Source organism: Streptomyces sp. NPDC027672 (genome assembly GCF_055566335.1).
In genome coordinates, this window is record NZ_JBVHSO010000008.1 from 376,808 (window position 1) to 403,107 (window position 26,300).

Annotated in this window: 24 protein-coding genes; 6 read left to right on the top strand and 18 right to left on the bottom strand. The window is 73.1% G+C overall.

What is annotated here, in order from left to right:
* Window positions 1–116 precede the first annotated feature (116 nt).
* Together ACZ4SV_RS21685 and ACZ4SV_RS21690 are read left to right on the top strand one after the other, a co-directional pair.
* Window positions 117–1,367, top strand: a complete 1,251-nt coding sequence (locus ACZ4SV_RS21685) for a glycosyltransferase family 39 protein (RefSeq protein ID WP_468006034.1) — start codon at window positions 117–119, stop codon at window positions 1,365–1,367.
* A gap of 237 nt (window positions 1,368–1,604) precedes the next feature.
* Complete coding sequence (locus ACZ4SV_RS21690; protein ID WP_468006035.1) at window positions 1,605–2,627, top strand: phosphatase PAP2 family protein; 1,023 nt, start codon at window positions 1,605–1,607, stop codon at window positions 2,625–2,627.
* A 194-nt stretch (window positions 2,628–2,821) separates the two neighbouring features.
* On the opposite strand, the gene ACZ4SV_RS21695 is transcribed toward ACZ4SV_RS21690, so the two are convergent.
* Together ACZ4SV_RS21695 and ACZ4SV_RS21700 are read right to left on the bottom strand one after the other, a co-directional pair.
* Window positions 2,822–3,037, bottom strand: coding sequence for an I78 family peptidase inhibitor (locus ACZ4SV_RS21695; RefSeq protein ID WP_468006036.1), 216 nt, complete (start codon window positions 3,035–3,037; stop codon window positions 2,822–2,824).
* A 517-nt stretch (window positions 3,038–3,554) separates the two neighbouring features.
* The gene (locus tag ACZ4SV_RS21700) at window positions 3,555–4,250 is read right to left on the bottom strand and encodes a LysM peptidoglycan-binding domain-containing protein (protein WP_365878198.1); all 696 of its coding nucleotides are present in this window, start codon (window positions 4,248–4,250) and stop codon (window positions 3,555–3,557) included.
* Between the two features lie 547 nt (window positions 4,251–4,797).
* Here ACZ4SV_RS21700 and ACZ4SV_RS21705 point away from each other — a divergent pair.
* Window positions 4,798–5,589: a hypothetical protein gene (locus ACZ4SV_RS21705; protein WP_365878200.1), complete on the top strand. Its 792-nt coding sequence runs from the start codon at window positions 4,798–4,800 to the stop codon at window positions 5,587–5,589.
* An 82-nt stretch (window positions 5,590–5,671) separates the two neighbouring features.
* The gene (locus ACZ4SV_RS21710) at window positions 5,672–6,064 is read left to right on the top strand and encodes a hypothetical protein (protein ID WP_365878202.1); all 393 of its coding nucleotides are present in this window, start codon (window positions 5,672–5,674) and stop codon (window positions 6,062–6,064) included.
* 69 nt (window positions 6,065–6,133) lie between these two features.
* Here the strand turns inward: ACZ4SV_RS21710 and der are convergent, their stop codons facing one another.
* The 5 genes from der to ACZ4SV_RS21735 form a co-directional block, all read right to left on the bottom strand.
* Window positions 6,134–7,615, bottom strand: coding sequence for a ribosome biogenesis GTPase Der (der, locus tag ACZ4SV_RS21715; protein ID WP_365878204.1), 1,482 nt, complete (start codon window positions 7,613–7,615; stop codon window positions 6,134–6,136).
* A 78-nt stretch (window positions 7,616–7,693) separates the two neighbouring features.
* Window positions 7,694–8,281 (bottom strand): lysophospholipid acyltransferase family protein, encoded by a 588-nt coding sequence (locus tag ACZ4SV_RS21720; RefSeq protein ID WP_468006061.1) that lies wholly within the window; start codon window positions 8,279–8,281, stop codon window positions 7,694–7,696.
* Between the two features lie 62 nt (window positions 8,282–8,343).
* Window positions 8,344–9,039: a (d)CMP kinase gene (gene cmk, locus ACZ4SV_RS21725; protein ID WP_365878208.1), complete on the bottom strand. Its 696-nt coding sequence runs from the start codon at window positions 9,037–9,039 to the stop codon at window positions 8,344–8,346.
* Window positions 9,040–9,154: 115 nt separating this feature from the next.
* Entirely contained in the window at window positions 9,155–10,240 is a 1,086-nt protein-coding gene (locus ACZ4SV_RS21730) for a prephenate dehydrogenase (RefSeq protein ID WP_397937155.1), read from the bottom strand.
* Window positions 10,237–10,386, bottom strand: a complete 150-nt coding sequence (locus ACZ4SV_RS21735) for a hypothetical protein (protein WP_365878212.1) — start codon at window positions 10,384–10,386, stop codon at window positions 10,237–10,239. The genes ACZ4SV_RS21730 and ACZ4SV_RS21735 overlap by 4 nt, the downstream gene beginning before the upstream one ends.
* A 147-nt stretch (window positions 10,387–10,533) precedes the next feature.
* Here ACZ4SV_RS21735 and ACZ4SV_RS21740 point away from each other — a divergent pair, with 147 nt between their 5' ends.
* Window positions 10,534–10,992 (top strand): Rieske (2Fe-2S) protein, encoded by a 459-nt coding sequence (locus ACZ4SV_RS21740; protein WP_468006037.1) that lies wholly within the window; start codon window positions 10,534–10,536, stop codon window positions 10,990–10,992.
* A 47-nt stretch (window positions 10,993–11,039) separates the two neighbouring features.
* Here the strand turns inward: ACZ4SV_RS21740 and ACZ4SV_RS21745 are convergent, their stop codons facing one another.
* The 11 genes from ACZ4SV_RS21745 to ACZ4SV_RS21795 form a co-directional block, all read right to left on the bottom strand.
* Window positions 11,040–11,789 (bottom strand): nucleotidyltransferase domain-containing protein, encoded by a 750-nt coding sequence (locus ACZ4SV_RS21745; protein WP_365878216.1) that lies wholly within the window; start codon window positions 11,787–11,789, stop codon window positions 11,040–11,042.
* Between the two features lie 4 nt (window positions 11,790–11,793).
* Complete coding sequence (locus ACZ4SV_RS21750; RefSeq protein WP_468006038.1) at window positions 11,794–12,801, bottom strand: ADP-ribosylglycohydrolase family protein; 1,008 nt, start codon at window positions 12,799–12,801, stop codon at window positions 11,794–11,796.
* A 68-nt stretch (window positions 12,802–12,869) separates the two neighbouring features.
* Window positions 12,870–13,931 carry a pseudouridine synthase gene (locus ACZ4SV_RS21755; RefSeq protein ID WP_365878218.1) on the bottom strand — a complete coding sequence of 354 codons (1,062 nt, stop codon included), beginning with the start codon at window positions 13,929–13,931 and terminating at the stop codon, window positions 12,870–12,872.
* Window positions 13,932–13,945: 14 nt separating this feature from the next.
* A complete protein-coding gene (scpB, locus tag ACZ4SV_RS21760) occupies window positions 13,946–14,584 on the bottom strand; it encodes an SMC-Scp complex subunit ScpB (protein ID WP_365878220.1) in 639 nt (212 codons plus the stop codon).
* Complete coding sequence (locus ACZ4SV_RS21765) at window positions 14,581–15,723, bottom strand: segregation and condensation protein A (RefSeq protein ID WP_468006039.1); 1,143 nt, start codon at window positions 15,721–15,723, stop codon at window positions 14,581–14,583. Before ACZ4SV_RS21765 ends, scpB begins: the two co-directional genes overlap by 4 nt.
* Window positions 15,724–15,741: 18 nt before the next feature.
* Window positions 15,742–16,284 (bottom strand): hypothetical protein, encoded by a 543-nt coding sequence (locus ACZ4SV_RS21770; protein WP_365878224.1) that lies wholly within the window; start codon window positions 16,282–16,284, stop codon window positions 15,742–15,744.
* Window positions 16,269–17,402 (bottom strand): ParA family protein, encoded by a 1,134-nt coding sequence (locus tag ACZ4SV_RS21775; RefSeq protein WP_397969388.1) that lies wholly within the window; start codon window positions 17,400–17,402, stop codon window positions 16,269–16,271. Before ACZ4SV_RS21775 ends, ACZ4SV_RS21770 begins: the two co-directional genes overlap by 16 nt.
* A gap of 424 nt (window positions 17,403–17,826) precedes the next feature.
* Window positions 17,827–18,951 carry an alanine dehydrogenase gene (ald, locus tag ACZ4SV_RS21780; protein WP_365878227.1) on the bottom strand — a complete coding sequence of 375 codons (1,125 nt, stop codon included), beginning with the start codon at window positions 18,949–18,951 and terminating at the stop codon, window positions 17,827–17,829.
* A gap of 137 nt (window positions 18,952–19,088) precedes the next feature.
* Entirely contained in the window at window positions 19,089–21,164 is a 2,076-nt protein-coding gene (locus ACZ4SV_RS21785) for a tetratricopeptide repeat protein (RefSeq protein ID WP_468006040.1), read from the bottom strand.
* A gap of 332 nt (window positions 21,165–21,496) precedes the next feature.
* On the bottom strand, window positions 21,497–22,123 hold the full coding sequence (locus ACZ4SV_RS21790) for an NUDIX hydrolase (protein WP_365941592.1): 627 nt from the start codon (window positions 22,121–22,123) through the stop codon (window positions 21,497–21,499).
* A gap of 121 nt (window positions 22,124–22,244) precedes the next feature.
* On the bottom strand, window positions 22,245–23,894 hold the full coding sequence (locus tag ACZ4SV_RS21795) for a CTP synthase (protein ID WP_365878405.1): 1,650 nt from the start codon (window positions 23,892–23,894) through the stop codon (window positions 22,245–22,247).
* A 543-nt stretch (window positions 23,895–24,437) separates the two neighbouring features.
* On the opposite strand from ACZ4SV_RS21795, the gene ACZ4SV_RS21800 reads away from it, so the two are divergent.
* Window positions 24,438–26,240: a glycoside hydrolase family 15 protein gene (locus ACZ4SV_RS21800; RefSeq protein ID WP_468006062.1), complete on the top strand. Its 1,803-nt coding sequence runs from the start codon at window positions 24,438–24,440 to the stop codon at window positions 26,238–26,240.
* Window positions 26,241–26,300: the final 60 nt, after the last annotated feature.

The window sequence follows — 26,300 nt, forward strand, 5'->3', positions numbered from 1 at the left end:
CGCGTGGCGGACCTCTCACCCGCGCGAGGCAACCCGTGTGGCGTACAGCACGCCGCGGCCGGCCTGCCGTGACCCGGCCGCAGGTCCGGTCCGGACCGCCGTCGATAATCGGGCCCGTGACCGATCCTGACCCGCGCGCGGCCCCGCCCCGCGCCTCTCTCCCGCGCCGGGCGGCCCCGGCCCTGCTGGGCTACGCGGCGGTCCGCGCCCTGGGGCTGGCCGTGCTGGCGGTGTGGAGCGCCGCGCGCGGCACCAGCGCGCACACCTTGCTGACCGCGCGCTGGGACGCGCTCTGGTACACGCGGGTCGCCGAGCTGGGCTACGGCTACGAGGTGCGGCTGCCGAACGGGGACGTCCACTCCAACCTGGCGTTCTACCCGCTGCTGCCCTGGCTGGAGCGGCTGCTGCACGCGCTCACGCCGCTGTCGTACGCGGACGCCGGGTTCACGGTGAGCGTCCTGGCCTCGCTCGCCGCCGCGGCCGGGATCTTCGCGGTCGCCGAGCACGTGCGCGGCCCCCGCGCGGCGTTCTTCACCGTCCTGCTGTGGGCGGTGCTGCCGGTCGGCGTCGTGCAGTCGATGGCGTACAGCGAGTCACTGTTCACGGCGCTGGCGGCCTGGTCCCTGTACGCGGTGCTGACCGGGCGGTGGGTGAGCGCCGGCGCGCTCGCGGCGCTGGCGGGGCTGACCCGGCCGGTGGGAGTGGCGGTGATCGCCGCGGTGTGGACGGCGGCCCTGATCTCGTTCGCGCGAGCGCGGAGCACGCGGCACGCGCCGGGCGCGCACCACGACGAGCGCGCCACCGGCGCACTCCCTGCCCCGCACACGCCGCTCCGCCCGCCCGGCGCGCTCCCGTCACCGCGCGCCCTGGCCACGCGCCGGGCGCTCGGCATGCTGCTCGCTCCGCTCGGGGCCGCCGGCTACGTCCTGTGGGTGGGCCGGCGCACCGGCGGGGGCCCGCTGGGCTATCTGGACGTACAGGCCGGCTGGCGCAACGGCTTCGACGGCGGCTACGCCTTCGCCCGCTTCGTGGCCGACAAGTTCACGTCGTTCCCGTCCGCCCTCGCCGGCTGCGGCCTGATCGCCGGGGTGGCCCTGCTCATCTGGCTGTACGTCACCGGGGTGCGCGAGCGCCAGCCGGCCGGGCTGCTGGTCTACACGGGTGTCGTGCTCGCCCTCGCCCTGTGCGCGTCGAGCTACTTCGGCTCCAAGCCGCGGCTGCTGATACCCGCCTTCCCGCTGCTGCTGCCGCTCGCCGGGGCCCTGGCCCGGGCGCGCACCTCGCGTTCGGCCCTGGTCACGGCGGGATTGGCGGTCCTGGCGGCGGTCTACGGGGCCTTCTGGCTGAACGGTTCCGGTCCGCCATGATCGACAGGACGGGCCGATGACGTCCGGGAGAATTCCACGCCAGGACCGGGTTAACGCATTCATAAGCGCCATATAAACAACACCCGGCATGATCAAAGGAATTGACCCGGCCGGGCTTCCCGGATTGCGGAATCCCGGGAATTCTGGGCGCCCTTGAGACGTTTCCCACATCACATCGTCATCACAAAGCCGCTGTTTCGACCGGGAACACAGCTCACTCGCTGTAACGTCGATTGGGTGCGTACCGAACGAAACCTCACCCGGCGTCTGGACCGGGTGTTCGCCAGACTGGACCGTGAGCCGGAACGACCGGCCCACATCGATGTGCCGAGGATGAGCCGGCACCGGGTCGTGCTGTTCTCCGCGACCCTGGCTTTCTACCTCGCGATCGTGTGGGCCATCGTCACCACGTCCTGGCTCGTCCGGCTGGACTGGCAGGTCATGTTCTTCCGGCCGTACCAGCAGTGGCCGCAGATCCACGCGTTCCTCGACTACTACGTGGTGCTGGGCCAGCGCGGCCCCACCGCCGTGATGGTCGCGGCCTGGCTGGGCTGGCGCTCCTGGCGGCAGCACACCGTCCGCCCGCTGCTCACCCTCGCCGCCTCGCTGCTGCTGCTGAACGTCACCGTCGGCGCCGCCAAGCTGGGCATGGGACGGCTCGGCCCGCACTACGCGACCGTGATCGGCTCGAACGAGATGGGTCTGGGCGGCGATATATTTCCCAGCGGCCACACCGCCAACGCGGTCGTGACCTGGGGCATCCTCGCCTATCTGGCCTCCACTCCGCGCGCGCGCCGCTGGCTGTCGGCCCTCTCCGCGGTCACCTCGCTCGGCGTCGGCCTCACCACCGTCTACCTCGGTACGCACTGGCTGAGCGACGTGCTGCTGGGCTGGGCCGCCGGTCTGCTGATCCTGCTGGCGCTGCCCTGGTGCGAGCCGCTGATCGCCAGGGCCGAGCTGGTCCTGTTCGACCTGCGCGACCGCTGGCGCGACCGCCGCGGCCGGACCGTGCCCGAGCCCGCCGTCCCGGTCGCACCGGTCCTGCTGCGGCCGCTCGGCTCCCCGGCGGAACAGCCGGCCCGCGAGCCGGTCGCCTCGACCCGGGCCTCCCGGGGCCTGGTGCACCTGGCACCCGGACCGCACACGGCCCGTTCGGAGCGCACCCCGGTCACCCCGGCGGGCAGCCGCCGGCCGCCGCACGCCGACCGCCTGCCCCGCGGCACGTCCCAGCCGGCCGCCCGCCCGCTGACCGGCGGCTGACGGCGGGCACGAAACGCCAGGGCGGGTACGGAGCGCCACGGCGGCGAAGTCCGGTACGCACCACCGCTTCGCGCGCCGCGCCACCGCCGACGCCCGGCCGCACGATGGCCCCGGCTCCCGGAGAGGGAGCCGGGGCCTTCGCCGTAGCCGCGTCCGGAGCGCCGGGCCGCGCCGCCGGGAGTCACCGCCGGAGGTCAGCCCTTCCAGGCGCGGGCCACCCGGCCGTCCCGTACCTCGAAGTTCAGCCGTCCGGCCCGGTACTCCATGGTGATGATCGCGCCCGGCGGCAGCGACCGCACCGTCGGCCAGCCGCGCCGCCGGGCGAGGCGCTCGGCGTGCGCCGCGTCGAGGCCGACGTAACCGTCGGGACTGTCCTGGGGCTCCGCCGGCGGAGGGATGATCGGTGCCATGGGGCCACGCTAGCCGGGCACGGCCGGGTATGAGAAGTGTCCGCCCCCGGTCACATCTTCGTCACAGCTTCCCGTTCCGCGTTTTACCGGACACCGTCACACGTACGGGGGTTTCCGTTCGGCTTACCGGGGTATTCGAACACATTTTACGCGCGCCGGAAGGGCCTGCCGAATTACCTGCGGAAAGCGCCGCAGTGGGGATCGGGGCGGGGCCGGGACGCGATTGTCGGGCAATCCCGTGCGGGCGTACCGCAGCTGACGGGCCATGGGAATTTTCACGGATTCGGCACACGGCCGTCCGACGACTCCCGGCGGGCAGCGCGCCGACCGCCCGACGGGGACACGGCACCGCTGGTGCGCGCGGATCCCGCACGGCCCGGGCTCCGGTCCCCCGGCCGCCGCCGCACCGGTCCACCCCGGTCCGCGCCGGCCGCACGGCCGCCGGGAAGAGGGACGCGGACGGCCGCCGCCCCGGGTGTGCCGGGACGGCGGCCGCGGTCGCGCGGTGTGCCGGCGCTCAGAGCGCGAGGCTCTGGCCGGGCACGATCAGGTCGGGGTCGTCGCCGATGACGGCCTTGTTGGCGGCGTAGATCCGCTCCCAGGTGGTCCCGTGACGGGCGGCGATGATGCTCAGCGTGTCGCCCTCGCGGACGGTGTAGCCGCCGCTGGAGGCGGCGCGGCCGGTGCCGGTGGCCGGACGCTCCGGTGTCCGCGCAGGGGCGGAGGCTGCGGGTGCGGAGGCGGCCGGTGCGGACTTCGTCGTCGTGCCGCCCTGGGACGACGGCGTACCGGCGGAGCCGGTGCGGGCCGCCGCGGGGGCGGCGCCGTACGCCCCGGCGCGGGCCGAGCAGACCGGCCAGGCGCCCCAGCCCTGGGCCTGCTGGACCTGGGTGGCGACGGAGATCTGCGCGCTTCTGGAGGCCTGGTCGGCCGTCGGGGCGTAGGCGGTGCCGCCGTACGCGCGCCAGGTCGAGGCGGAGAACTGGAGCCCGCCGTAGTAGCCGTTGCCGGTGTTGATGTGCCAGTTGCCGCCGCTCTCGCACTGGGCGATGCGGTCCCACACTCCGTTGTCCGCCGCGGCGGCGTTGCCGGTCGCGGCCAGCAGGCCGAGCGGGGCCAGCAGGGCGGCCCCGGCGAGCGCGGCCGTGGTGCGGCCCTTGCGGGCGCTGTCGGGACGGGCGGTGCTACGGGTGGTATCGGCACACTCGGACATGTAGTTCCCTCTCCACGAACCCGGGCTCCCCCGGACGCGGCACGCCCCGGCCGCGCATGACCCGCGGCCGCCGCGCGCCCCGCCCCGCCCGTCGTGACCGGTGCAGGCGCTGTGCTCTGCCTGACGCCGGCCGGCGGACGTACCCGAGCGGTGCTCGTTGCACACGGCGGAGGAATCTAGGGAGGACGGGCCGCGGGAATCAACCAACCCGCCGTCCGGCCAGGCCAGTTGCCCGTTACCGGAGGTAGCGGCGATTTCCGGTCACCCACTACATGGTTCGATTTCCCGATTTTTCGACCACCGGCCGCGTCGGCCTGTGACCCACCTCACCTCTTCAAGTTCCTTGAAGAAATCCGGAGTTGACGGTCCGTGGCCGAAACCGCACCGAAGGTGACCGCGTACGGCGGAAGGTCCGAACCGGTCCGGCCCGGGGCGTGACTCCCACCACAGGACGCCCGTTGTCTTCTTCATGAGCCCGCAACCCCGGGGGCTCATCGGCCGGGAGCCACCCGGCCGACCCCAGCACCCCATCCCGAGGGAGCCACCCGTGCCGCGCATGCTCGACGTCAGCGACGCCGTACGCGCCGAGATCGGCGACGAAGAAGCCGACCGGCTGCTCGCCGGAGAGAACGCCCCGGGCAGTTACGACTGCACGTCCTGTCGCACCCCGGGCGACTCCGAGCAGGAGCGCACCAGCACCGTCCTGTTCGTCGGCGACGAGACCGCCGTCCTCGCCTTCGCCCACGCCGGCTGCCTGCCCTCGCAGGTCGTCCAGGTCACGGAGGAGCAGTTGCAGGGCGCCGTCCGGTCCATCGGCGCCGCGGACGAGCAGGTGCCCGGCGGTGTGCCGGACAGGACCGTGCCCGAGCAGGCGGTGCTCGGCGTGACCAGCGGCCTCGTCCTGCTCGACGGCGAGCTGCACCCCGCGCTCGTCGTCGAGCCCACCTCGCCGATCGTCCGCCCGGGCACGGCCGGCCCCGGCGACGACTTCCTGCCCCTCCTGGTCGAACAGGGCTTCCTGCCGGTGACCGAGCTGTCCTCCGTGCCTCCGGTGCTGCACGGCTGGTCCGTCCTGCTGGCCGTGGGCCGGCTGCACGCGGTGCTCCAGCCGGGGAGCAACGGCGGACAGCCGGTGGCGTGGTGGCAGGCGCACCAGCCGCTCCAGGTGACCGACGGCTGGCGGGCCGCCGCCAACAAGCACCAGCAGGTGCTGCTGTTCGCGGCGCCGGTGGGCTCCATCGGACGCCAGCCCCGGGAGGACCTGCTGCGCGACGCGCTGGACAAGGCGGCGGCGAGCGGCCGGCTGGTCGCCGCGGCGCTGCCGCTCGCGGGGACGTGAGCCGGGATCCGTCGTGCGGACCGGACCGCACCGGAGAGTGGTACGACCGCATCCCTTTGGGGTCCCGGTCGTTTGGACATACGTGCACGCATACGACGCTTCTCCACGCCGGTCCTTCTCCTCCGTGCCCGCCGCCCGGTCGGCGCAGGAGCACTGCGGCGGTTCGGCCACGCCGATCTACGACGCGCTTTACACGGAGTGGGTCAAGGCCTTCCGCACCCTGCCGGGGGACCGCAGCGGCGAGGAGGGGCTGAGGTTCAGCCCGTTCGGCGAGTTCCCGGACGGCAGCGGCCGCTACGGCGACCACCGCGCGGGCACCTTCGGCAGCACGTACAGCGCCTACAGCGCCGGGGCCTACAGCGCCCGGCAGCAGTCGCAGTGGCAGCGGGTCGGCACGCTGGGACGGCAGCAGGACACCGGGGCGCAGTACGTCCCGGCCGCCGCGCTGCCGCCGGGACCGCGCCGGGGTGCCTGACGGACCCGCACGAAAGACGGGCGGCCCCTGGAGAACCAGGGGCCGCCCGTCATGTCGTACCCGCTCGGGTCACTTCTTCTTCGTGCCGCGCTTCTCGCGCACCCGCACCGAGATGTGGATCGGGGTGCCCTCGAAGCCGAACTCCTCGCGCAGCCGGCGCTCGATGAAGCGCCGGTAGCCCGCCTCGATGAAGCCGGAGGCGAAGAGCACGAACCGCGGCGGCTTGGTGCCGGCCTGGGTGCCGAACAGGATGCGCGGCTGCTTGCCGCCCCGGACCGGGTGCGGGTGGGCCGAGACCAGCTCGCCGAGGAAGGCGTTCAGCCGGCCGGTGGGGACCCGGGTCTCCCAGCCCGCGAGGGCCGTCTCGATCGCCGGGACCAGCTTCTCCATGTGGCGGCCGGTGCGCGCCGAGACGTTCACCCGCGGCGCCCAGGCCACCTGGCCCAGCTCGGTCTCGATCTCCCGCTCCAGGTAGTAGCGGCGCTCCTCGTCCAGGGTGTCCCACTTGTTGATGGCGACGACCAGCGCGCGGCCCGCGTCGACCGCCATCGTGATGATCCGCTGGTCCTGCACGGAGATGGACTCCGAACCGTCGACCAGGACGACGGCGACCTCGGCCTTCTCCACGGCGGCGGCGGTGCGCAGCGACGCGTAGTAGTCGGCGCCCTGCTGGAGGTGGACCCGCTTGCGGATGCCGGCGGTGTCGACGAACTTCCAGGACTTGCCGCCGAGTTCGATGATCTCGTCGACCGGGTCGCGGGTGGTGCCCGCCATCTCGTTGACGACGACGCGCTCCTCGCCGGCGACCTTGTTCAGCAGCGAGGACTTGCCGACGTTCGGGCGGCCGATCAGGGCCACGCGGCGGGGACCGCCGAGGGCCGTGCCGAAGGACTGCTCGGGTGCGTCCGGCAGCACCTCCAGGACGGCGTCGAGCATGTCGCCGGTGCCCCGGCCGTGCAGGGCCGAGACCGGGTGCGGCTCGCCGAGGCCGAGGTTCCACAGGTAGGCCGCGTCGGCCTCGCCGCTCTGGCCGTCGACCTTGTTGGCGCAGAGCACCACCGGCTTGCCGGCCTTGCGCAGCAGCCGGACGACCGCCTCGTCGGTGTCGGTCGCGCCGACCTTGGCGTCCACGACGAAGACGACCGCGTCGGCCGCCTCGATCGCGTACTCGGCCTGGGCCGCCACCGAGGCGTCGATGCCGAGGACGTCCTGCTCCCAGCCGCCGGTGTCGACGACCTTGAAGCGGCGGCCGGCCCACTCGGCCTCGTAGGTGACGCGGTCGCGGGTGACGCCCGGCCGGTCCTCCACGACCGCCTCGCGGCGGCCGATCATCCGGTTGACCAGCGTCGACTTGCCGACATTGGGGCGGCCGACGACGGCGAGCACGGGCAGCGGGCCGTGGCCCGCCGCCTCGATGGCGCCCTCGACGTCCTCGACGTCGAAGCCCTCTTCCGCGGCCAGCTCCATGAACTGCGCGTACTCGGCGTCGCCGAGAGCCCCGTGCTCGTACTCGTGCTCGGCCGAGCCGGCGGGCTGGATGTCGTCGTTCATGAAGTCCGTACCTCGTCGTTCATCGGTGGTGATCGGTGCACCGGCCCCAAAAGGGCTGATCCACTACTCAAGTGTCGCCTAGCGCCCGGTCAGGCGCCTGGCGTTTTCCAGGTGGCTGGTGAGCTGCTTCCGGATGCGTTCGGTCGCCTGGTCCAGCGCCGCGCGGGTGCGCCGTCCGCTGCCGTCGCCCGCGTCGAACGGGTCGCCGAAGACGACGTCGACGCGGGAGCGCAGCGGAGGCAGCGCCTTGGTCAGCCGGCCGGGCCGGCCGGAGCTGCCCAGCACGGCCACGGGGACGATCGGCGCCCCGCCGCGGACCGCGAAGTAGGCGAGCCCGGCGCGCAGCGCGGCGAAGTCGCCCTCGCCCCGGGTGCCCTCCGGGAAGATGCCCAGCACTCCCCCGGCCGCCAGCACGCCGAGGGCCTGGGTGATCGCGCCCCGGTCGGCCGTGGTGCGGTCCACCTTCAGCTGGCCGATGCCGGTCAGGAAGGGGTCCAGCGGGCCGACGAAGGCTTCCTTCTTGATCAGGAAGTGGGTGGGCCGGGGCGACACGCCCATCACCATCGGCCCGTCGATGTTGTGGGAGTGGTTCACGGCGAGGATCACCGGGCCGGTGGCCGGCACCTTCCAGGCGCCGAGCACCCGCGGCCGCCACAGCCCGTACATCAGGCCGACGCCGATGCGCCGCCCGACCTCGGCGCCCCGCTCCGACACGGCCGGCAACCCGCTCACTTCGCGGCTCGCTTCTCCTCGACCAGGGTGACGACGCACTCGATTACCTGGGCGAGGGTCAGCTCGGTGGTGTCCACCTCGACCGCGTCGGCGGCCTTGGCGAGCGGCGAGGTCTTGCGGCTGGAGTCGGCCGCGTCCCGCTTGATCAGGGCCTCGCGGGTGGCGTTGACGTCGGCGCCCTTCAGCTCGCCGCTGCGGCGGGCCGCGCGGGCCTCCGCGGAGGCGGTGAGGAAGATCTTCAGGTCGGCGTCCGGGAGGACGGTCGTGCCGATGTCCCGGCCCTCGACCACGATGCCGTGCTCCGCGGCGGCGGCCAGCGAGCGCTGCAGTTCGGTGATCCGGGTGCGCACCTCGGGCACCGCGCTGACCGCGCTGACCTTGGAGGTGACCTCCTGGGTGCGGATCGGGGCGGACACGTCCACGCCGTCGACCGTGATGGCCGGCGCGGCCGGGTCGGTGCCGGAGACGATCTCCGGCTTGCCGGCCACGGCGGCGATGGCGGTGGGGTCCTCCAGGTCGATGCCGTTGGTCACCATCCACCAGGTGATCGCCCGGTACTGGGCACCGGTGTCCAGGTAGCTGAGGCCGAGCTGCGCGGCGACGGCCTTCGACGTGCTCGACTTGCCCGTGCCGGAGGGACCGTCGATCGCGACGATCACGGGCTTGGCGGTCGGGGCGGCGCCGTTTTCCACGGGGGGACACCTTCCTGGGCGGTGCGGGCGGGGAGGCGGGGAGCGAGAGCGCCCCGCACAAGGTTACTGGGTACGGGTCACTCGTCCGGACGCGTGCGGCATCCGGTGCCGGGTGCTACTGCCGCAGCGCCCAGCCCCGCTCCCGCAGCGCCTCCTTCAGTGGCGCCGCCGCCTGCGGCTCCACCATCAGCTGCACGAGACCGGCCTGCTGCCCGGTCGCGTGCTCGATGCGGACGTCCTCGACGTTCACCCCGGCGCGGCCCGCGTCGGCGAAGATCCGGGCGAGCTGGCCGGGCTGGTCGTCGATGAGGACGACCACGGTCTCGTAGGTCCGCGGCGCGGTCCCGTGCTTGCCGGGTACCCGCACCTGGCCGGCGTTCCCCCGGCGCAGCACGTCCCGGATGCCCGCGGTCCCCGCGGTCCGCTCGGCCTCGTCGGCGGACTGCAGGGCGCGCAGCGCCCGGACCGTCCCGTCCAGGTCGGCGGCGACGTCGGAGAGCAGGTCGGCGACCGGGCCCGGGTTCGCGGACAGGATGTCGATCCACATGCGCGGGTCGGAGGCGGCGATCCGGGTCACGTCCCGGATGCCCTGCCCGCACAGCCGTACGGCGGCCTCCTCGGCGTGTTCCAGGCGCGCGGCGACCAGGCTGGAGACCAGGTGGGGCATGTGGGAGACGAGGGCGACGGCGCGGTCGTGGGCGTCGGCGTCCATGACGACCGGTACGGCCCGGCAGTGCGAGACCAGTTCCAGGGCGAGGTTGAGCACCTCGGTGTCGGTGTCCCGGGTCGGGGTGAGCACCCAGGGGCGGCCCTCGAAGAGGTCGGCGGTGGCGGCCAGCGGGCCGGACTTCTCCCGGCCGGACATCGGGTGGGTGCCGAGGTAGGCCGTGAGGTCCAGGCCGAGCGCCTCCAGTTCGCGGCGGGGGCCGCCCTTGACGCTGGCGACGTCCAGGTAGCCGCGGGCCGCGCCCCGGCGCATCGCGTCGGCGAGCACCCGGGCCACATGGGCGGGCGGGGCGGCGACGAGCGCCAGGTCGACCGGGCCGGCGGGCGCCTCGTCGGTGCCGGCGCCCAGCGCGGCGGCCGTGCGGGCCTGCCCGGGGTCGTGGTCGGCGAGGTGGACGGTCACGCCGCGCCGGACGAGGGCCAGGGCGGCGGAGGTGCCGATCAGACCGGTTCCGATGACGAGTGCGGTTCTCACTGGGCGATGTCCTTGCGCGGGGTGGCGGCGGGGCAGACGCGGTCGGCGCCGGCGCGGGAGGCGTCCGGCTCCGCGGCCCGTTGCGCCGGGTGGCCGGCCCCGTCCCTCACCAGGGGGCCGGCCCCCCGGACCGCTCGTACCGCCACGGCGCTGCTCCTCGCTGACGTGCGTGTTCTGTTCTTGGTCCGTCCAGCGTAGTCAGCCCGCGCGGTACGGACGTGCGCCGCCCGCCCGCTGAGACGATGCGGGCGATCCGGTATGCACCGATATGCACTTCTGTACGGAGGTCTGCGATGACCCAGTCAGCGACACGGCGCACACTCCTCGCCACGGGCGCCGGCGCGCTCGCCCTGGGATGCGTGGGGTGCGGCGGCGACCGGGACGGCGACGCCACGGCGTCGGCGTCCCCGGCGTCCCCCGCCGCCGAGGAGACGTCACCGGCCGCGCGGGAGGCCGCTCCCGCCGGGCCGCGGCTGGCCGCGGCCGGTGACATCCCCGAGGGCGGCGGCAAGGTCTTCCCGGACCGGAAGATCGTGGTGACCCAGCCGGCGAAGGGGGAGTTCAAGGCGTTCTCGGCGGTCTGCACCCACCAGGGCTGCGCGGTGGACCGGGTCGCGGACGGCACCATCGACTGCCCCTGCCACGGCAGCAGGTTCCGCATCACCGACGGCTCGGTGGCCGACGGCCCCGCGACCCGGCCGCTGCCCGAGGCGCCGATCATGGTCCACGGGGACGCGATCCACCTGGCCTGAGCGGCGGGGGCGTACGGCCCTGGGCGCGTTCCCGGGCGGGGAGGGCCTCAGCCGTGCAGCCGGAGCCGGACCACCAGGTCGTGCAGGGCGTCGCGGGCGCCGGCCGCGGCGGGCAGGGCCGAGCCGGCCTGCGCCTCGTCGAGCGCGGTGTGCAGCCGCTCCACGTCGTCCTCCGCCCGCGTCCGGTCGACGTCGGCGGCGCCGTGTCCGTGCTCTTTCGCGGCGGCGATCAGCTCGGGCAGGTACGCGGGGCCGCCGGCCTGTTCCACGAGCGTGGGCAGGTGCGGCTGGACCTCGCCGGTGCGCATGAGGTGGACGCCGGTGAGCAGCACCCGGAAGGTGCCGAGCAGCGGCTTGAGTTCGCCGGTCTTCTCGAACAGCCGCCACTGGGTCACCGCCTGGCCGCGGTAGTGGTGGGCGTGGCGGCTGGTGAGGACGCCGGGGACCAGCGCGGTCAGCTCCCGGTGGGCCTCGGAGGTGTGCACGACCAGGGGCGAGACCAGTTGCTCCAGCACATGGCCGTTGCGGCGGAGCATCAGCCGGACGAACTTGCGCAGGTCGTGGGTGACGAGGTCCAGCTCGACGCCGTAGCGGACCCAGGTGCGCGAGCGGGTCTCCGCCGGCTCGCGCAGTCCGAGGAGGTCGGCGGCGGGCAGCAGATGGACGCCTCGCAGGTCGACGTCGGAGTCCTGCGAGGGGAAGCCGTGGAGGTGGGCTCCGCAGACGGTGGCGAACAGCACCGGGTCGGGCTGTTCCGCGACCACCGGAGCCAGGTCTATGTCGAGGTCGTCGATCATGGGCCTAAGCGTCCCAGAGCGTTCCCAGCGCCGACAGGCCCTCTCGGTACTCGATCCGGCCGGTCCAGCCGGCGGGCCAGGCGTTAGCGCCCAGCCAGGCACCGGCGAACGCTCCGGTGAGGCAGGCGAGGGAGTCGGAGTCGCCTTCGGTGCAGGCGGCCCGGCGCAGCGCGGTGAGGGGTTCGCCGGGGAAGAGCAGGAAGCACAGCAGGCCGGTGGCGAGCGCCTCCTCGGCGATCCAGCCCTGGCCGGTGGCGAGGCAGGGGTCGGTCTCCGGGGAGACGGTCCGGGCGGCCCGCTGGAGCCGTTCGAGGACCGCCAGGCACTCGTCCCAGCCGCGTGCGATGAAGTGCTCGGGGTCCGGGTCCTGGGCGCGGGTCCACAGGTCGCCGAGCCAGGCGTGGTGGTAGCGGGTGCGGTGGTCCAGGGCGTAGGAGCGCAGTTGTCCGACGAGTCCGGCGGGGTCGGCGCCCCGGGCGAGCAGGTGGACGGCGTGGGCGGTGAGGTCGGAGGCGGCCAGCGCGGTGGGGTGGCCGTGGGTGAGCGCGGCCTGCAACTGGGCGGCGCCGGCGCGCTGTTCACCGCTGAGCGCGGGGGCGAGGCCGATCGGGGCGACGCGCATGTTCGCGCCGCAGCCCTTGGACCCGGTCCGGCTGGCGTCCTGCCAGGGCCGGCGCGCGTCCTGGAGCAGGTCGCAGGCCGCGAGGCAGGTGGCGCCGGGGGCCCGGTCGTTCTCCGGCGACCGGTACCAGGCGACGAACTCCTCGCGCAGGGCCCGCTCCAGGCCCTGCGGGGCGAGGTCGCCGTTCCCGGTCGCGGTCCGCAGGGCGCGCCCGACGGCGAGGGTCATCTGCGTGTCGTCGGAGACGCGGGCGGGCCGCGGCAGTTCCCGCTCCCGCCAGGGTCCGAACTCGGACAGGATCAGCGGGACGGTCTTGAACTCGGCCGGGTAGCCGAGGGCGTCCCCGAGGGCGAGGCCGAGGAGTGCGCCGGTTGCGGCTCGTGCGGACATGCGGATCATCATCCCCTTTATCGTCAGCTTGACCATAAAGGGGATGACGAGCGGACCGCAAGGGCCTGCTACAGGTCGACTTCCTTCATCAGCATGCCGACCTCGGTGTTCGACAGGCGGCGCAGCCAGCCCGACTTCTGGTCGCCGAGGGTGATCGGGCCGAAGGCGGTGCGCACCAGCTTCTCGACCGGGAAGCCCGCCTCCGCCAACATGCGGCGCACGATGTGCTTGCGGCCCTCGTGCAGGGTCACCTCGACCAGGTAGTTCTTGCCGGTCTGCTCCACCACCCGGAAGTGGTCCGCGCGCGCGTAGCCGTCCTCTAGCTGGATGCCGTCCTTCAGGCGCTTGCCCAGGTCGCGCGGGATCGGGCCGACGATGGCCGCGAGGTAGGTCTTCTTCACGCCGTACTTCGGGTGGGTCAGCCGGTGCGCCAGCTCGCCGTGGTTGGTGAGCAGGATGACACCCTCGGTCTCGGTGTCCAGCCGGCCGACGTGGAAGAGCCGGGTCTCGCGGTTGGTGACGTAGTCACCGAGGCACTGCCGGCCTTCCGGGTCCTCCATCGTGGAGACGACGCCGGCCGGCTTGTTCAGCGAGAAGAACTGGTACGACTGGGTCGCCACGGTCAGGCCGTCGACCTTGACCTCGTCCTTCTCCGGGTCCACCCGGCGGCCCTGCTCGGTGACGATCTCGCCGTTCACCTCGACCCGGGCCTGCTCGATCAGCTCCTCGCAGGAGCGCCGGGAGCCGTAGCCCGCGCGCGCGAGGACCTTCTGCAGCCGCTCGCCCTCCTGCTCGGCGCCCGGGAAGGTCTTCGGCAGCTTGACGTCCTTCTTGCCGGCGTACCGCTCCCGGTTGCGCTCCTCGACCCGCGTCTCGTACTCCCGCGAGCGCGCCGGGGCGCTGCGGCCGCCCGGCTGGGGCCGCTTCGGGCCGCCCTTGGCGCCGCCTCGCGCGGCACCGCCGCGTCCGGCCTTGGGGCCGTCCTTGGTGGCTCCCGGGCCCACGTCGTAGCGGCGCTCCTCGGGGCGGGGCTTGCTGGGACGGCCCTGCCCCTGCTTCTGGTCCCTGTCGTTGCCGGCTCCGCGGTAGTTACCGCGCCCGCCGCTCTTGCCGCTGCCGCTGCTTCGCATCAAGGTTTTCCGTCTTAGTCGTCTGCGTCCTGACCGCCGGGCGCGTCGGGCGCGTCCGGGTCGAACGACGGGACTCCCTCCTGGGTCTCGGCCTCGATCGCCTCCGCCTCCGGGAGGAAGGGCGCGAGTTCCGGAAGTTCGTCCAGGCCGCGCAGGCCCATCCGCTCCAGGAAGTAGTTCGTCGTCCTGTACAGGATCGCACCTGTTTCGGGTTCCGCGCCCGCCTCCTCGACCAGACCGCGCTGGAGGAGGGTGCGCATGACGCCGTCGCAGTTGACCCCGCGTACGGCGGAGACCCGGCTGCGGCTGACCGGCTGGCGGTAGGCGACCACCGCCAGCGTCTCCAGTGCCGCCTGGGTGAGACGGGCGGTCTGGCCGTCCAGCGCCAGCCGTTCGACGGCGGGCGCGTAGGCGGCGCGGGTGTAGAAGCGCCAGCCGCCGGCGACGTACCGCAGCTCGAAGCCGCGGCCCTGGGCCGTGTACTCGTCGGCCAGCTCGCGCAGGGCGTCCGCGATCAGCCGCTCGGGCCGCTCCAGGATCTTCGCCAGGTGCCGCACGGTCGCGGGTTCGTCCACGACCATGAGCACGGCCTCCAGGGCCGGCTTGAGATCGAGGCCGGCGACGGCCTGTGCCCCGGCGGTCTGCTCGCTCACGGCTTCTCCTCCTCCTTCGGCGGCTCCGGCGGCCGGTCGAACTCGTCCGTGACCAGTGGCGCCGGGTCCGCTTCGCCGCCGGTCCAGCGCACGGTCAGCTCCCCGAGCGCGGCCTCCTGCTCCAGGGCGACGGCCTTCTCGCGGTACAGCTCCAGCAGGGCGAGGAACCGGGCCACGACGGTGAGCGTGTCACCGGCGTCCCCGGCCAGCACCCGGAAGCTGGCCTCGCCCAGCTCGCGCAGCCGCGCCACCACGATCGCGGCCTGTTCGCGGACGCTGACCAGCGGGGCGTGGATGTGGTCGAGGTACACCTGCGGCCGGGGCCTCGGCCGCATCGCCTTGACCGCGAGCCGGGCGAAGCCCTCGGGGCCGATGCTGATGACGACCTCGGGCAGCAGTTCGGCGTGGTGCGGTTCGAGTCCGACGGTACGGGGACGGCGCCGGGCCTCCTCGTCGAGCCGCCGGCCGAAGATGTCGGCGACCTGCTTGTAGGCGCGGTACTGGAGCAGCCGCGCGAACAGCAGGTCCCGGGCCTCCAGCAGCGCGAGGTCGGCCTCGTCCTCCACCTCGGCGGCGGGCAGCAGCCGGGCGGCCTTCAGATCGAGCAGCGTGGCCGCGACCACCAGGAACTCCGTGGTCTGGTCCAGGTCCCAGTCGGGTCCCATGGCCCGGATGTGCGCCATGAACTCGTCGGTGACCTTCGACAGGGCGACCTCGGTGACGTCCAGCTTGTGCCGGGAGATCAGCTGGAGGAGCAGGTCGAAGGGGCCCTCGAAGTTCGCCAGCCGGACCGTGAAGACACCGTCGGAGGAGCCCTGGGGCGGCTCGGACGGCTCGGGCGGCTCCGGCCCGCTGGGCGGCCCGGGGACCTGTTCCGGGGCCTCGCCGGGCTCGACGGGTTCCCCGGACCGCTCGGGCCCGCCACGCCGTACCCCGGCCCCGGCCGGCCGTACCGCAGGCTCGACGGGCCGCACCGCCGGCGCGGCCGGCTCTCCGGGCTCGCCAGGCTTCTCCGGCTCCCGGAATTCCTCGGGCTCACGGGGTTCCGCCGGCCCGGCCGGCGAGGTGCCCGGGCCCCGGCCCAGCGCACGCCGGCGGCCGGCGGCTGCGCCGGGGGCAGGGGCTCCGTTCGAGGTCATAGCCCCCGCAGGCTATCGCTACCGTCCGCGCAGCCGGCGTACGAGGATGCTCGCGTCCCCGCGGGACTCCAGGTCGGCCAGGACCACGGCCACCGCCTCGCGGACGATCCGCCCGCGGTCCACCGCGAGCCCGTGCTCACCGCGGAGCACGAGACGCGCGTGCTCCAGGTCCATCAGCTCCTCGGCCGAGACGTACACGGTGATCTTCTCGTCGTGCCGCTCGCGCCCGCTGGGCCGCCGGGACGCCGACCGGCCGCGCTTGCGCGGCTGTGCGGCGGCGTCCGGCGCCTGCTGCCGGCGCACCGGGCGGCTGCGGGACTCGCCGGCGTCGGCCGGCTCGGCCTCCGCCGCCGCGTGCTCCGCGCCCTCTCCGTCCCCGCCCCGGACGGGCACCGACGCCGGTGCGTCCTCGGCGGCGGCCGTCTCGTCGCTCTCCCCCGCGGGAGCCGGCACCCGGGCCTCGCCGCCCGCGCCGCGCCGGGGAGTCGACGGCTGGAGCGCCGTCCCTCCTGTCGTACGGAAGAGTTCGTCGGCCCCGGGCAGACTCACTCGGCGTGACACCGGGCGAGCACCTCCCTGGCGAGCTGGCGGTAGGCGGCGGCACCGACGGAGTTGGAGGCGTACGTGGTGATCGGCTCGCCGGCGACCGTGGTCTCCGGGAAGCGGACCGTGCGCCCGATGACCGTGTGGTAGACGTGGTCGTCGAACGCCTCGACGACCCGCGCGAGCACCTCACGGCTGTGCACGGTGCGCGAGTCGTACATCGTGGCGAGGATGCCGTCCAGCTCCAGTTCGGGGTTGAGCCGCTCCTGGACCTTCTCGATGGTCTCGGTCAGCAGGGCCACACCGCGCAGCGCGAAGAACTCGCACTCCAGCGGCACGATCACCTTGTGAGCGGCCGTCAGCGCGTTGACGGTGAGCAGGCCGAGCGAGGGCTGGCAGTCGATCACGATGTAGTCGTAGTCGGGCAGCAGCGGCTTCAGGGCCCGCTGGAGCGTCGACTCGCGCGCGACCTCGGAGACCAGCTGGACCTCGGCGGCCGACAGGTCGATGTTGGAGGGCAGCAGGTCCATGTTGGGGACCGCCGTCTTCAGCAGGACCTCGTCCGCGGACATGCCCCGCTCCATGAGCAGGTTGTAGACGGTGAGGTCCAGCTCCATGGGGTTGACCCCGAGTCCCACCGACAGCGCGCCCTGCGGGTCGAAGTCCACGAGCAGCACGCGCCGGCCGTACTCCGCGAGCGCGGCACCCAGGTTGATGGTCGACGTGGTCTTGCCGACGCCGCCCTTCTGGTTGCACATCGCGATGATCTTCGCGGGGCCGTGGTCGGTCAGCGGGCCCGGGATCGGGAAGTACGGCAGCGGGCGTCCGGTCGGGCCGACGCGCTCACGGCGCTGACGGGCCGCGTCGGGCGCGAGCGTGGCCGCGTACTCGGGATCCGGCTCGTACTCGGCGTCGGGGTCGTAGAAGTGCCCCTCGGGCAGTTCGTCGTAGTCGGCGAAGTGGTTGTGGGGCGCGCCACTTCCGTCGCCGGCCATGGCGTTCACGTGATGGCCATCCATGCTCTGGTGTGCTGTCCCGGCCGTCTGCGGACCGGAACTCTGGTGGGCTGCGAAGGTGCGCACAGCTACGGAGCCGACAGCCTCGAATCCCGCGGGGCCCTGGCCCCGGACCGGCATTCCTGGTTGACCACCCCCGGGAGAAAATGTCGACTCATTCACAAGTCGTCTTACCTCCTTGGTGACCAGGAAACTTCTAGACAAGGTCAGCGTGGCACCATGCCGACGGTTGGCGACTCTATGGCGTGTCGGCGGTCCGCAGCAACACAATCCGCCGGACCCGGCAGGATGTGTCGGCAATGAAACATGTCGCTGTCAAGGGCGTACGGCCGTCGCACCGCAGGTTTCACCGGTGTGCGAATCGGTCGAAGGGTTACGTTCGAGGCGAGTTGACCGAGAGCCGCAAAGTGACCATACACACATCCGGCCGGACCTTGTCGGGCAAGGTCCGGCCGGGTGTGTGCGGTTGACGAGTCGTGTTGACGAATCGCCTTTTTGCTCGCGGTGACTTGGCGGCTCACCTGGCCGTCAGCCGCTGGCGGGCTCAGCCGAGCAGCGACTCCAGCTCGACGTGGTCCAGGCCGTGGGCCTCGGCGACCTCCTTGTAAACGACCTTGCCGTCATGGGTGTTGAGACCCTTGGCGAGCGCGGCGTCCCGGCGCAGCGCCTCGACCCAGCCGTTGTTGGCGAGCGAGACGATGTACGGCAGCGTGGCGTTGGTGAGCGCGTTGGTGGAGGTGTTGGGCACCGCGCCCGGCATGTTGGCGACGCAGTAGAAGACCGAGTTGTGGACCCGGAAGGTCGGCTCGGCGTGCGTGGTCGGGTGCGAGTCCTCGAAGCAGCCGCCCTGGTCGATCGCGATGTCGACAAGGACACTTCCCGGCTTCATGCGGGACACCAGCTCGTTGGTGACCAGCTTCGGGGCCTTCGCGCCCGGGATGAGGACCGCGCCGATGACGAGGTCGGCGTCGAGGACGGCCTTCTCCAGCTCGAAGGCGTTGGACATGATCGCCTTGACCCGGGTGCCGAAGATCTTGTCGGCCTCGCGCAGCTTGTTGATGTCGCGGTCGAGCAGGGTCACGTCGAAGCCCATGCCGACGGCGACCTGGGTGGCGTTCCAGCCGGAGACGCCGCCACCGATGACGACGGCCTTGGCCGGGGTCACGCCCGGGACGCCGCCCGGCAGCACACCGCGGCCGCCGGCCGCGCGCATCAGGTGGTAGGCGCCGACCTGCGGGGCCAGCCGGCCCGCGACCTCGGACATCGGGGCGAGCAGCGGCAGGGCGCGGTTCGGCAGCTCGACGGTCTCGTAGGCGATGGCCGTGGTGCCCGACTCCAGCAGCGCGTCCGTGCACTCCTTGGACGCGGCCAGGTGCAGGTAGGTGAAGAGGATCTGGTCCTTGCGGAGCCGGTGGTACTCCTCCGCGATCGGCTCCTTGACCTTCAGCAGCAGGTCGGCGGCGGCCCACACCTCGTCGGCGGTGTCGAGGATGCCGGCACCGGCGGAGACGTACTCCTCGTCCGTGATCGAGGAGCCGAGGCCGGCGCCGCGCTCGACGACGACCTGGTGGCCGTGGCGCACCAGCTCGTGCACACCGGCGGGGGTGATGGCCACCCGGAACTCGTTGTTCTTGACCTCGCGGGGGATGCCGACCTTCACGTCGATCACGGTCCTTGGCTCAGAGGGTATGGGGGTGCAATGCAGACGTACCCAGACATGCGGGGGCACACCGGGAGACACCGCAGGAGAAAGTGCGGCAGAGCCAGTTTAATGAAGGTGTTCCGGCTGTCTAGCCTTTCATTGCATCAATCTTCACTGGATGCACTACGGATTTCGCAGGCGTTAGCGTCGTGTTCCGGCTCGGCGTCGCCCTCCGGTGCCTCCTCACCCAGCATGCGCTCCGCCGCCGCGCGGTGCAGGCGGGCCGCCGCCGGGTCGCCGAGCCGGTCCAGGGTGTCGGCCAGCCGAAGCTGCAGAGCGGCCTGGAGCCGGCCGTCCTCGGCACGCCGCGCCCACTCCACGGCCTCCTGGCAGGTGCGCAGCGATTCCTCGGGCCGGCCCGCGTACTCCTGCACCCGGGCGATCTCGCTCAACGCCCTTGCGCTCGCGGCGACATCGCCGCTCCTGCGGTAGCCGGCGAGGGCGGCCCGCCAGTTGCGCAGCGCCTCGCCGTAGCGGCCGGCGTAGGTGTGCGCGGTGCCGATCCTGCCGTAGAGCCGGGCGGCCTCCGGGGCCTGGCCGCGGGCCAGCCGCTCGGCCAGCGCCCGGCCGAACCAGTCGGCGGCCCGGTCGTGGTCCCCCAGCTCCTGGTAGGCACCGCCTACGGATTCCATCGCGCGGCCGGTCGCGTACGGGTCGTTCGCCTCGCGTCCGGCGTCCAGCGCGGCCCGGTAGCGGGCCAGCGCCTCCCGGGTGCGGCCGGTCTGCGCGTCCAGATCGCCCAGGTTCAGCAGGGCCGCGGCCTTCTCCCGGGGCAGCCCGCGCCGCTCGGCGACGTCCAGAACCAGGCGGTGCACGCCGTACAGGTCGGGCGCGGCGGCCTGGGTCCCCTCGTGCGCGGCCAGCGCCCGGACCAACTGGGACATCAGCCGGCGGGCGAGGGTGTCCAGCTCGCCGTCGGCCACCGCGAGCCGCACGGACGCCAGCAGGGCGGGCCGGCGCAGGCGCAGCCAGTCGGCGGCGGCCCGCGGGTTCGGGAAGCGCAGCGCCCGGGGCATGCCGCTCAGCTTCTCCCGGGCCTGCGGGCTGTCCGTCTCGGTGATCGCCCGGCAGGACTGGAGCAGCCGTACCGTCCGCTCCAGCATCCGGGCCCGGGCCAGCTGCAGCTCCGCCGGCCGCTCCTGGCTCTCGGCCAGGGCGCGCAGCAGCGGGTGCAGACAGCCGGGGACCTCGTACTGGGGCAGCGGGGAGGGCACCGGGCGCAGCAGGCCGAGGGCGACGAGGTCGTCCAGGGTGGCGCGGGCGGCGTCGACCGAGCAGCCGGCCAGGGCCGAGGCGGTGTGCGGGTCGGCCAGCCCGGCCGGGGCGAGGCTGAGCAGGCGCAGTATCCGGGCGGCCGGTGCGGGCAACTGGTCGTACACGAGCCGGAAGACACGCGACAGCGGAGTGCCGTCGGCGCCCTCCGTGCCGTCCTCGGTGGCCGCGTGCAGCCGCTTGGCGAGGTCGGAGACGGCGGACATGGGGCGGGCGGCGAGCCAGCCGCCGGCCAGCACCAGCGCGGCCGGATGGCCCTGGCAGGCCTCCACCAGGCTCTCCGCGGAGCGCGGGTCGACGGTGACGCGGACCGCGCCGGTGTAGCCGGTGAGCAGTTCCACCGCGGACTTGGTGTCGAGACCGCCGAGCGTGCAGGGGCGGACGTCCGCGATCCCGGTGAGCGGGCCCCGGGACACGGCGACCACCAGGCAGTCCGGGCTGTCCGGGAGCAGCGCGTCGACCTGTCCGGCGCCGGCCGCGTCGTCCAGCAGGAGCAGCGTCCGCCGGCCGGCGAGGCCCGCCCGCAGGGCCGCGGTGAGGTCGTCCTCGGCGGCTCCCGCGGGCGCGGGCAGTCCGAGCGCGCCGAGCAGGTCGCGGGCCACCTGCTCGACGGGCACCGGCGTGCCGCCGGGCTCGCTGAGCCGGGCCCGCAGCACGCCGTCGGGGTAGCGGCCGGCGATCTGCCGGACGAGTTCCCCGGCGAGGCTGGTCCGGCCGGAACCGGGGCGGCCCGCGATGAGGAGCACGCGCGCGCGGGGCGCCTTGCGGCCGGACAGGGTGTCCAGTCCGGCGCGCTCGATGTCGGCGCGCAGTTCCTTCAACTCCCGGCTACGGCCCAGGAATCGGTCCTTCGTGGCCGGGTGCGCGGGCAGCTCCGCGCCGTCTGTGTCCACCACCTGATCCGTCACGGGCCACACTCCCGTCCCACCGCACGCGCAAGCCCGCCGGTGTCTTCCGGTACGGGCGTTCAAGAGCCTAGTTCACGCTCTGCGACGTGCCCGGAGGAGCGCGGCGCACGCATCCCCCGATCGGATCAGGCGATCGTCACACCAGTCCCCCGGACGGGTGCGGGCCTGCCGGGAGGTCCGGGCGGGCGGGAGGCACCGGACAGCCCCTGGACGGACGCGCGGGCCGGCCGGTCACCGAAGGCGCGCGCCGACCGGCCGACTGCCGAAGGGACGCGCCGGGCAGGACGCGCCGGCCGGCTCCCGGAGGCCGGCGCGGGCCATGGACGTGCCCGTCAGTTCCCGAACGGACGGGCCGGCCAGGGCGCGTCGGCCGGGCGCAGGGCGTCCAGCCCGGCCCCGCCGCGGGCGGCGACCAGCGAGAGGACGCCGACCACCAGGCAGTTGTTGTGCACGTCACCGGCGAGGATCCGCTGCACCAGCTCGTCGGCCGGCACGCGCGCGTGCTCCATGTCGGTCTCCTCGTGCTCCGCCGCGAAGCGCTCCCCGTCGGCGTCGGACAGGTCCCGGGCGAGGAAGATCCGCACGGCCTCGTCACAGCCGCCGGGCGTGGTGTACACATCGGTCAGCACCCGCCAGTCGCCGGCCTTGACGTGCGCCTCCTCGTACAGCTCCCGCTGGGCGGCGTGCAGCGGGTTCTCGCCGGGCACGTCCAGCAGGCCGGCCGGGATCTCCCACAGCTTGTGCCGCACCGGGTGCCGGTACTGGTTGATCAGCAGGACCCGGTCCTCCTCGTCCAGGGCGAGGACGGCGACCGAGCCGGGGTGGACCTGGTAGTCCCGGCGGGCCACCGAGCCGTCGGGCATGACCACGTCGTCGGTGCGCACGGAGGTCTTGTTGCCCGTGAAGGGGGTCTCCGTCGCCCGGATCTCCCACTCCGCGGGAGTGTCCTTGATCGTCATGCCTGTCCTTCCACGTCTTTCCCACACAGCCGGCCGGACACGTCGCGGGTCCGGCCGGGAACAGAGACCGGGGTGCCCACCCTGAGCGGGTACGCACCCCGGCCACCGTACAACCGGTGTGTTACTCGGCGGTCTTCCGCTCGACCGCCGCCTTGACCAGGCCGGCGAAGAGCGGGTGCGGGCGCGTCGGCCGGGAGCGCAGCTCCGGGTGGGCCTGCGTGGCGACCAGGTAGGGGTGGACGTCACGCGGGTACTCGACGTACTCCACCAGCTTGCCGTCCGGGGAGGTGCCGGAGAACAGGACGCCCGCCTTCTTCTCCAGCTCCGCGCGGTAGGCGTTGTTCACCTCGTAGCGGTGCCGGTGGCGCTCCTCGACGTACTCCTTGCCGTCGTAGACCTCGCGGACGATGGAGCCCTCGGCCAGCTTGGCCGGGTACATGCCCAGCCGCATCGTGCCGCCCATGTCGCCCTCGCCGGCGACGATGTCGAGCTGCTCGGCCATGGTGGAGATCACCGGGTGGCCGGTGGCCGGGTCGAACTCGGTGGAGTTGGCGTCGGTGATGCCGGCCAGGTTCCGGGCGGCCTCGATCACGATGCACTGCAGGCCCAGGCACAGGCCCAGCAGCGGGATCCGGTTCTCGCGGGCGTAGCGGATCGCGCCGACCTTGCCGAGCACACCGCGGTCGCCGAAGCCGCCGGGGATGCAGATGCCGTCCACGTCGGCGAGCTGCGCCTTGGCGCCGGCCGGGGTCTTGCAGTCGTCGGAGGTGACCCACTTGATCTTCACCCGGGCACGGTGGGCGAACCCGCCGGCGCGCAGGGCCTCGGTGACCGACAGGTAGGCGTCGGGCAGGTCGATGTACTTGCCGACCAGGGCCAGGGTGATCTCGTGGTCGGGGTTGTGCACCCGGTCCAGCAGGTCGTCCCAGGTGGTCCAGTCCACGTCCCGGAAGGGCAGGTCCAGCTTGCGCACCACGTAGGCGTCCAGGCCCTCGGTGTGCACGACCTTGGGGATGTCGTAGATGGAGCGGGCGTCGGGGCAGGCGACCACGGCGGCCTCGTCCACGTCGCACATCAGGGAGATCTTCCGCTTGATCGCGGTGGGCACCTCCCGGTCGCAGCGCAGCACGATCGCGTCGGGCTGGATGCCGATGTTGCGCAGCGCGGCCACCGAGTGCTGGGTCGGCTTGGTCTTCAGCTCGCCGGACGGGCCGATGTAGGGCAGCAGCGAGATGTGCACCACGAAGACGTTGTCGCGGCCGACCTCGTGGCGGACCTGGCGGACGGTCTCCAGGAACGGCAGGGACTCGATGTCGCCGACCGTGCCGCCGACCTCCGTGATGACCACGTCGACCTCGTCGGTGGCCATGCGGCGGATGCGGTGCTTGATCTCGTTGGTGATGTGCGGGATGACCTGGACGGTGTCGCCCAGGTACTCGCCGCGGCGCTCCTTGGCGATCACCGTGGAGTAGACCTGGCCGGTGGTGACGTTGGCGCTGCCGTCCAGGTCACGGTCGAGGAAGCGCTCGTAGTGGCCGATGTCCAGGTCGGTCTCGGCGCCGTCGTTGGTGACGAACACCTCACCGTGCTGGAAGGGGTTCATCGTGCCGGGGTCGACGTTCAGGTACGGGTCCAGCTTCTGCATCACGACACGCAGGCCGCGGGCCTTGAGCAGCATGCCCAGGCTGGAGGCGGTCAGTCCCTTGCCGAGCGAGGAGGCGACACCCCCGGTGACGAAGATGTGCTTGGTCGTCGAGGATTTGGGCGGCATGGCCAAGAGGGGGCTCCCGTGGTCGCTGTCTGTGATGCCGGGCGGCTTCCCGCCCGGGGATCTCCGGGGGTGCCGTCGCTGCGGTTCGGGGGTTTTTCTCCCACCGGTCCACGGGCTACCAGGGTATCAGCGCCGGAACGGGATGGCTTCCGGCCACGCTCCGCACCCGCCCGGGCACCCTGCGGACCCGCAGGTGTCACTCGTGTCACTCCGGGCACCACCCAGACACACGGTAATCACCCGCCGCTCATCCGTTCGGCTCACACGGGTTGCCCGGAGCGGCACACACATCATCTACGTGCGTCGTATCCTGCTCGGACACTCACTGCCGCGCCCGGCCGGAACGACGGGCACACCCCCGCCTGTATCACCGGAACAACGAGAGCGCGGCAGTTCGTTGAGCAAGGACTGTCGTGTTGTTGCCTCAAGGCTCGGCGGACTGCTTTGCTTCACCGCTCAACGACGCATAACAACGACCCCTTGACCGCACTAAGCGATATCCCCCTGCGCGGGGGTGACGTGGCCGTTCGACTGGAGTTGCACGTGGCCGGGCGCATCGAAGACTACGCACTCATCGGAGACATGCAGACCGCCGCACTGGTCTGCCGGGACGGCACGGTGGACTGGCTGTGCCTGCCCCGCTTCGACTCGCACGCCATCTTCGCCGGCCTGCTGGGCACCGAGGAGCACGGCTTCTGGCGGCTCGGCCCGGCGCACGCCGCCGACGCCGCGCCGCCCACGGCCGCCCGGCGCGGCTACCGCGGCGACTCGCTGATCCTGGAGTCCGAGTGGGACACCCCGCGCGGCACCGTGCGCGTGACCGATTTCATGCCCCCGCGGGACGGCGCCCCGCAGCTGATCCGGATCGTGGAGGGCGTCACCGGCCGGGTGCCGATGCGCTCGGCCCTGCGGATGCGGTTCTCCTACGGCCGGGTGGTGCCGTGGGTGCACAAGCACGAGGGCCGCACGGTGGCCGTCGCCGGGCCGGACTCCGTGTGGTTCGACACGGAGGCCGAGACCTACGGCAAGGCGCTGACGACCTACGCCGACTTCACGGTCGGCCCCGGTGACCGGATCGCGTTCACGATCTCCTGGGAGCCCTCGCACAAGGAGCCCCCGGCCCTGCCCGAGCCGGAACAGTCCCTGGAGGCCACGGAGAGCTTCTGGCGCGAGTGGGTCGAGCAGTGTACGTACCACGGGCCGTACCGCGAGGCGGTGATCCGCTCCCTGATCACCCTCAAGGCGCTCACCTACGCCCCGACCGGCGGCATCGTCGCCGCGCCCACCACCTCCCTGCCGGAGGACATCGGCGGCGTGCGCAACTGGGACTACCGCTACACCTGGCTGCGGGACGCGGCGATCACCCTGTCCTCGCTGCTGCGCACGGGCTACCGCGAGGAGGCCCGCGCCTGGCGCGAGTGGCTGCTGCGGGCGGTCGCCGGCGACCCGGAGAACCTCCAGATCATGTACGGCATCGCCGGCGAGCGGGAGCTGGGCGAGGCCGAGCTGGACTGGCTGCCGGGCTACGAGAAGTCCGCCCCGGTCCGGGTCGGCAACGGCGCCGCGCACCAGCTCCAGCTCGACGTGTACGGCGAGGTCACCGAGGCCCTGCACCTGGGCCACATGACGGGCCTGGCCCGCAACGACTACGCCTCGCTGCTCCAGCTCAAGCTGATCCGCTACCTGGAGGACCACTGGCAGGAGCCGGACGAGGGCATCTGGGAGGTGCGCGGGCCGCGCCGGCACTTCGTGCACTCCAAGGTGATGGCCTGGGTCGCGGTGGACCGCACGATCAAGCTGGTCGAGTCCGGGGACGCGGACGGCCCGCTGGAGCGGTGGCGCGAGCTGCGCGACGACATCCACCGGGACGTGTGCGAGAAGGGCTACGACAAGGAGCGCAACACCTTCACCCAGTCCTACGGCTCGCAGGAGCTGGACGCCTCGCTGCTGCTCATCCCGCAGATGGGCTTCCTGCCGCCGGACGACAAGCGGGTGATCGGCACCATCGAGGCGATCCAGCGGGAGCTGTCCACCCCGGACGGGTTCATCCTGCGCTACCCGACCGAGGGCCGGCACGCGGGCGTGGACGGCCTGCCCGGTGACGAGGGCGCCTTCCTGGCCTGCTCGTTCTGGATGGCGGACGACCTGGCGATGATCGGCCGGGTGGACGAGGCCCGCCGGCTGTTCGAGAAGCTGCTCGGGCTGCGCAACGACCTCGGTCTGCTCGCCGAGGAGTGGGACCCGCGGCTGAAGCGCCAGGTGGGCAACTTCCCGCAGGCGTTCAGCCACGTCCCGCTGATCGACACCGCGCTGCGGCTGACGGCCTCGGGGGCGTACGGCGGCTAGCCGCCCCGCCCGGCCGGGCGCGCCCCGCCGTCCGCGGGGCGCGGCCTACGCTGGGAGGGA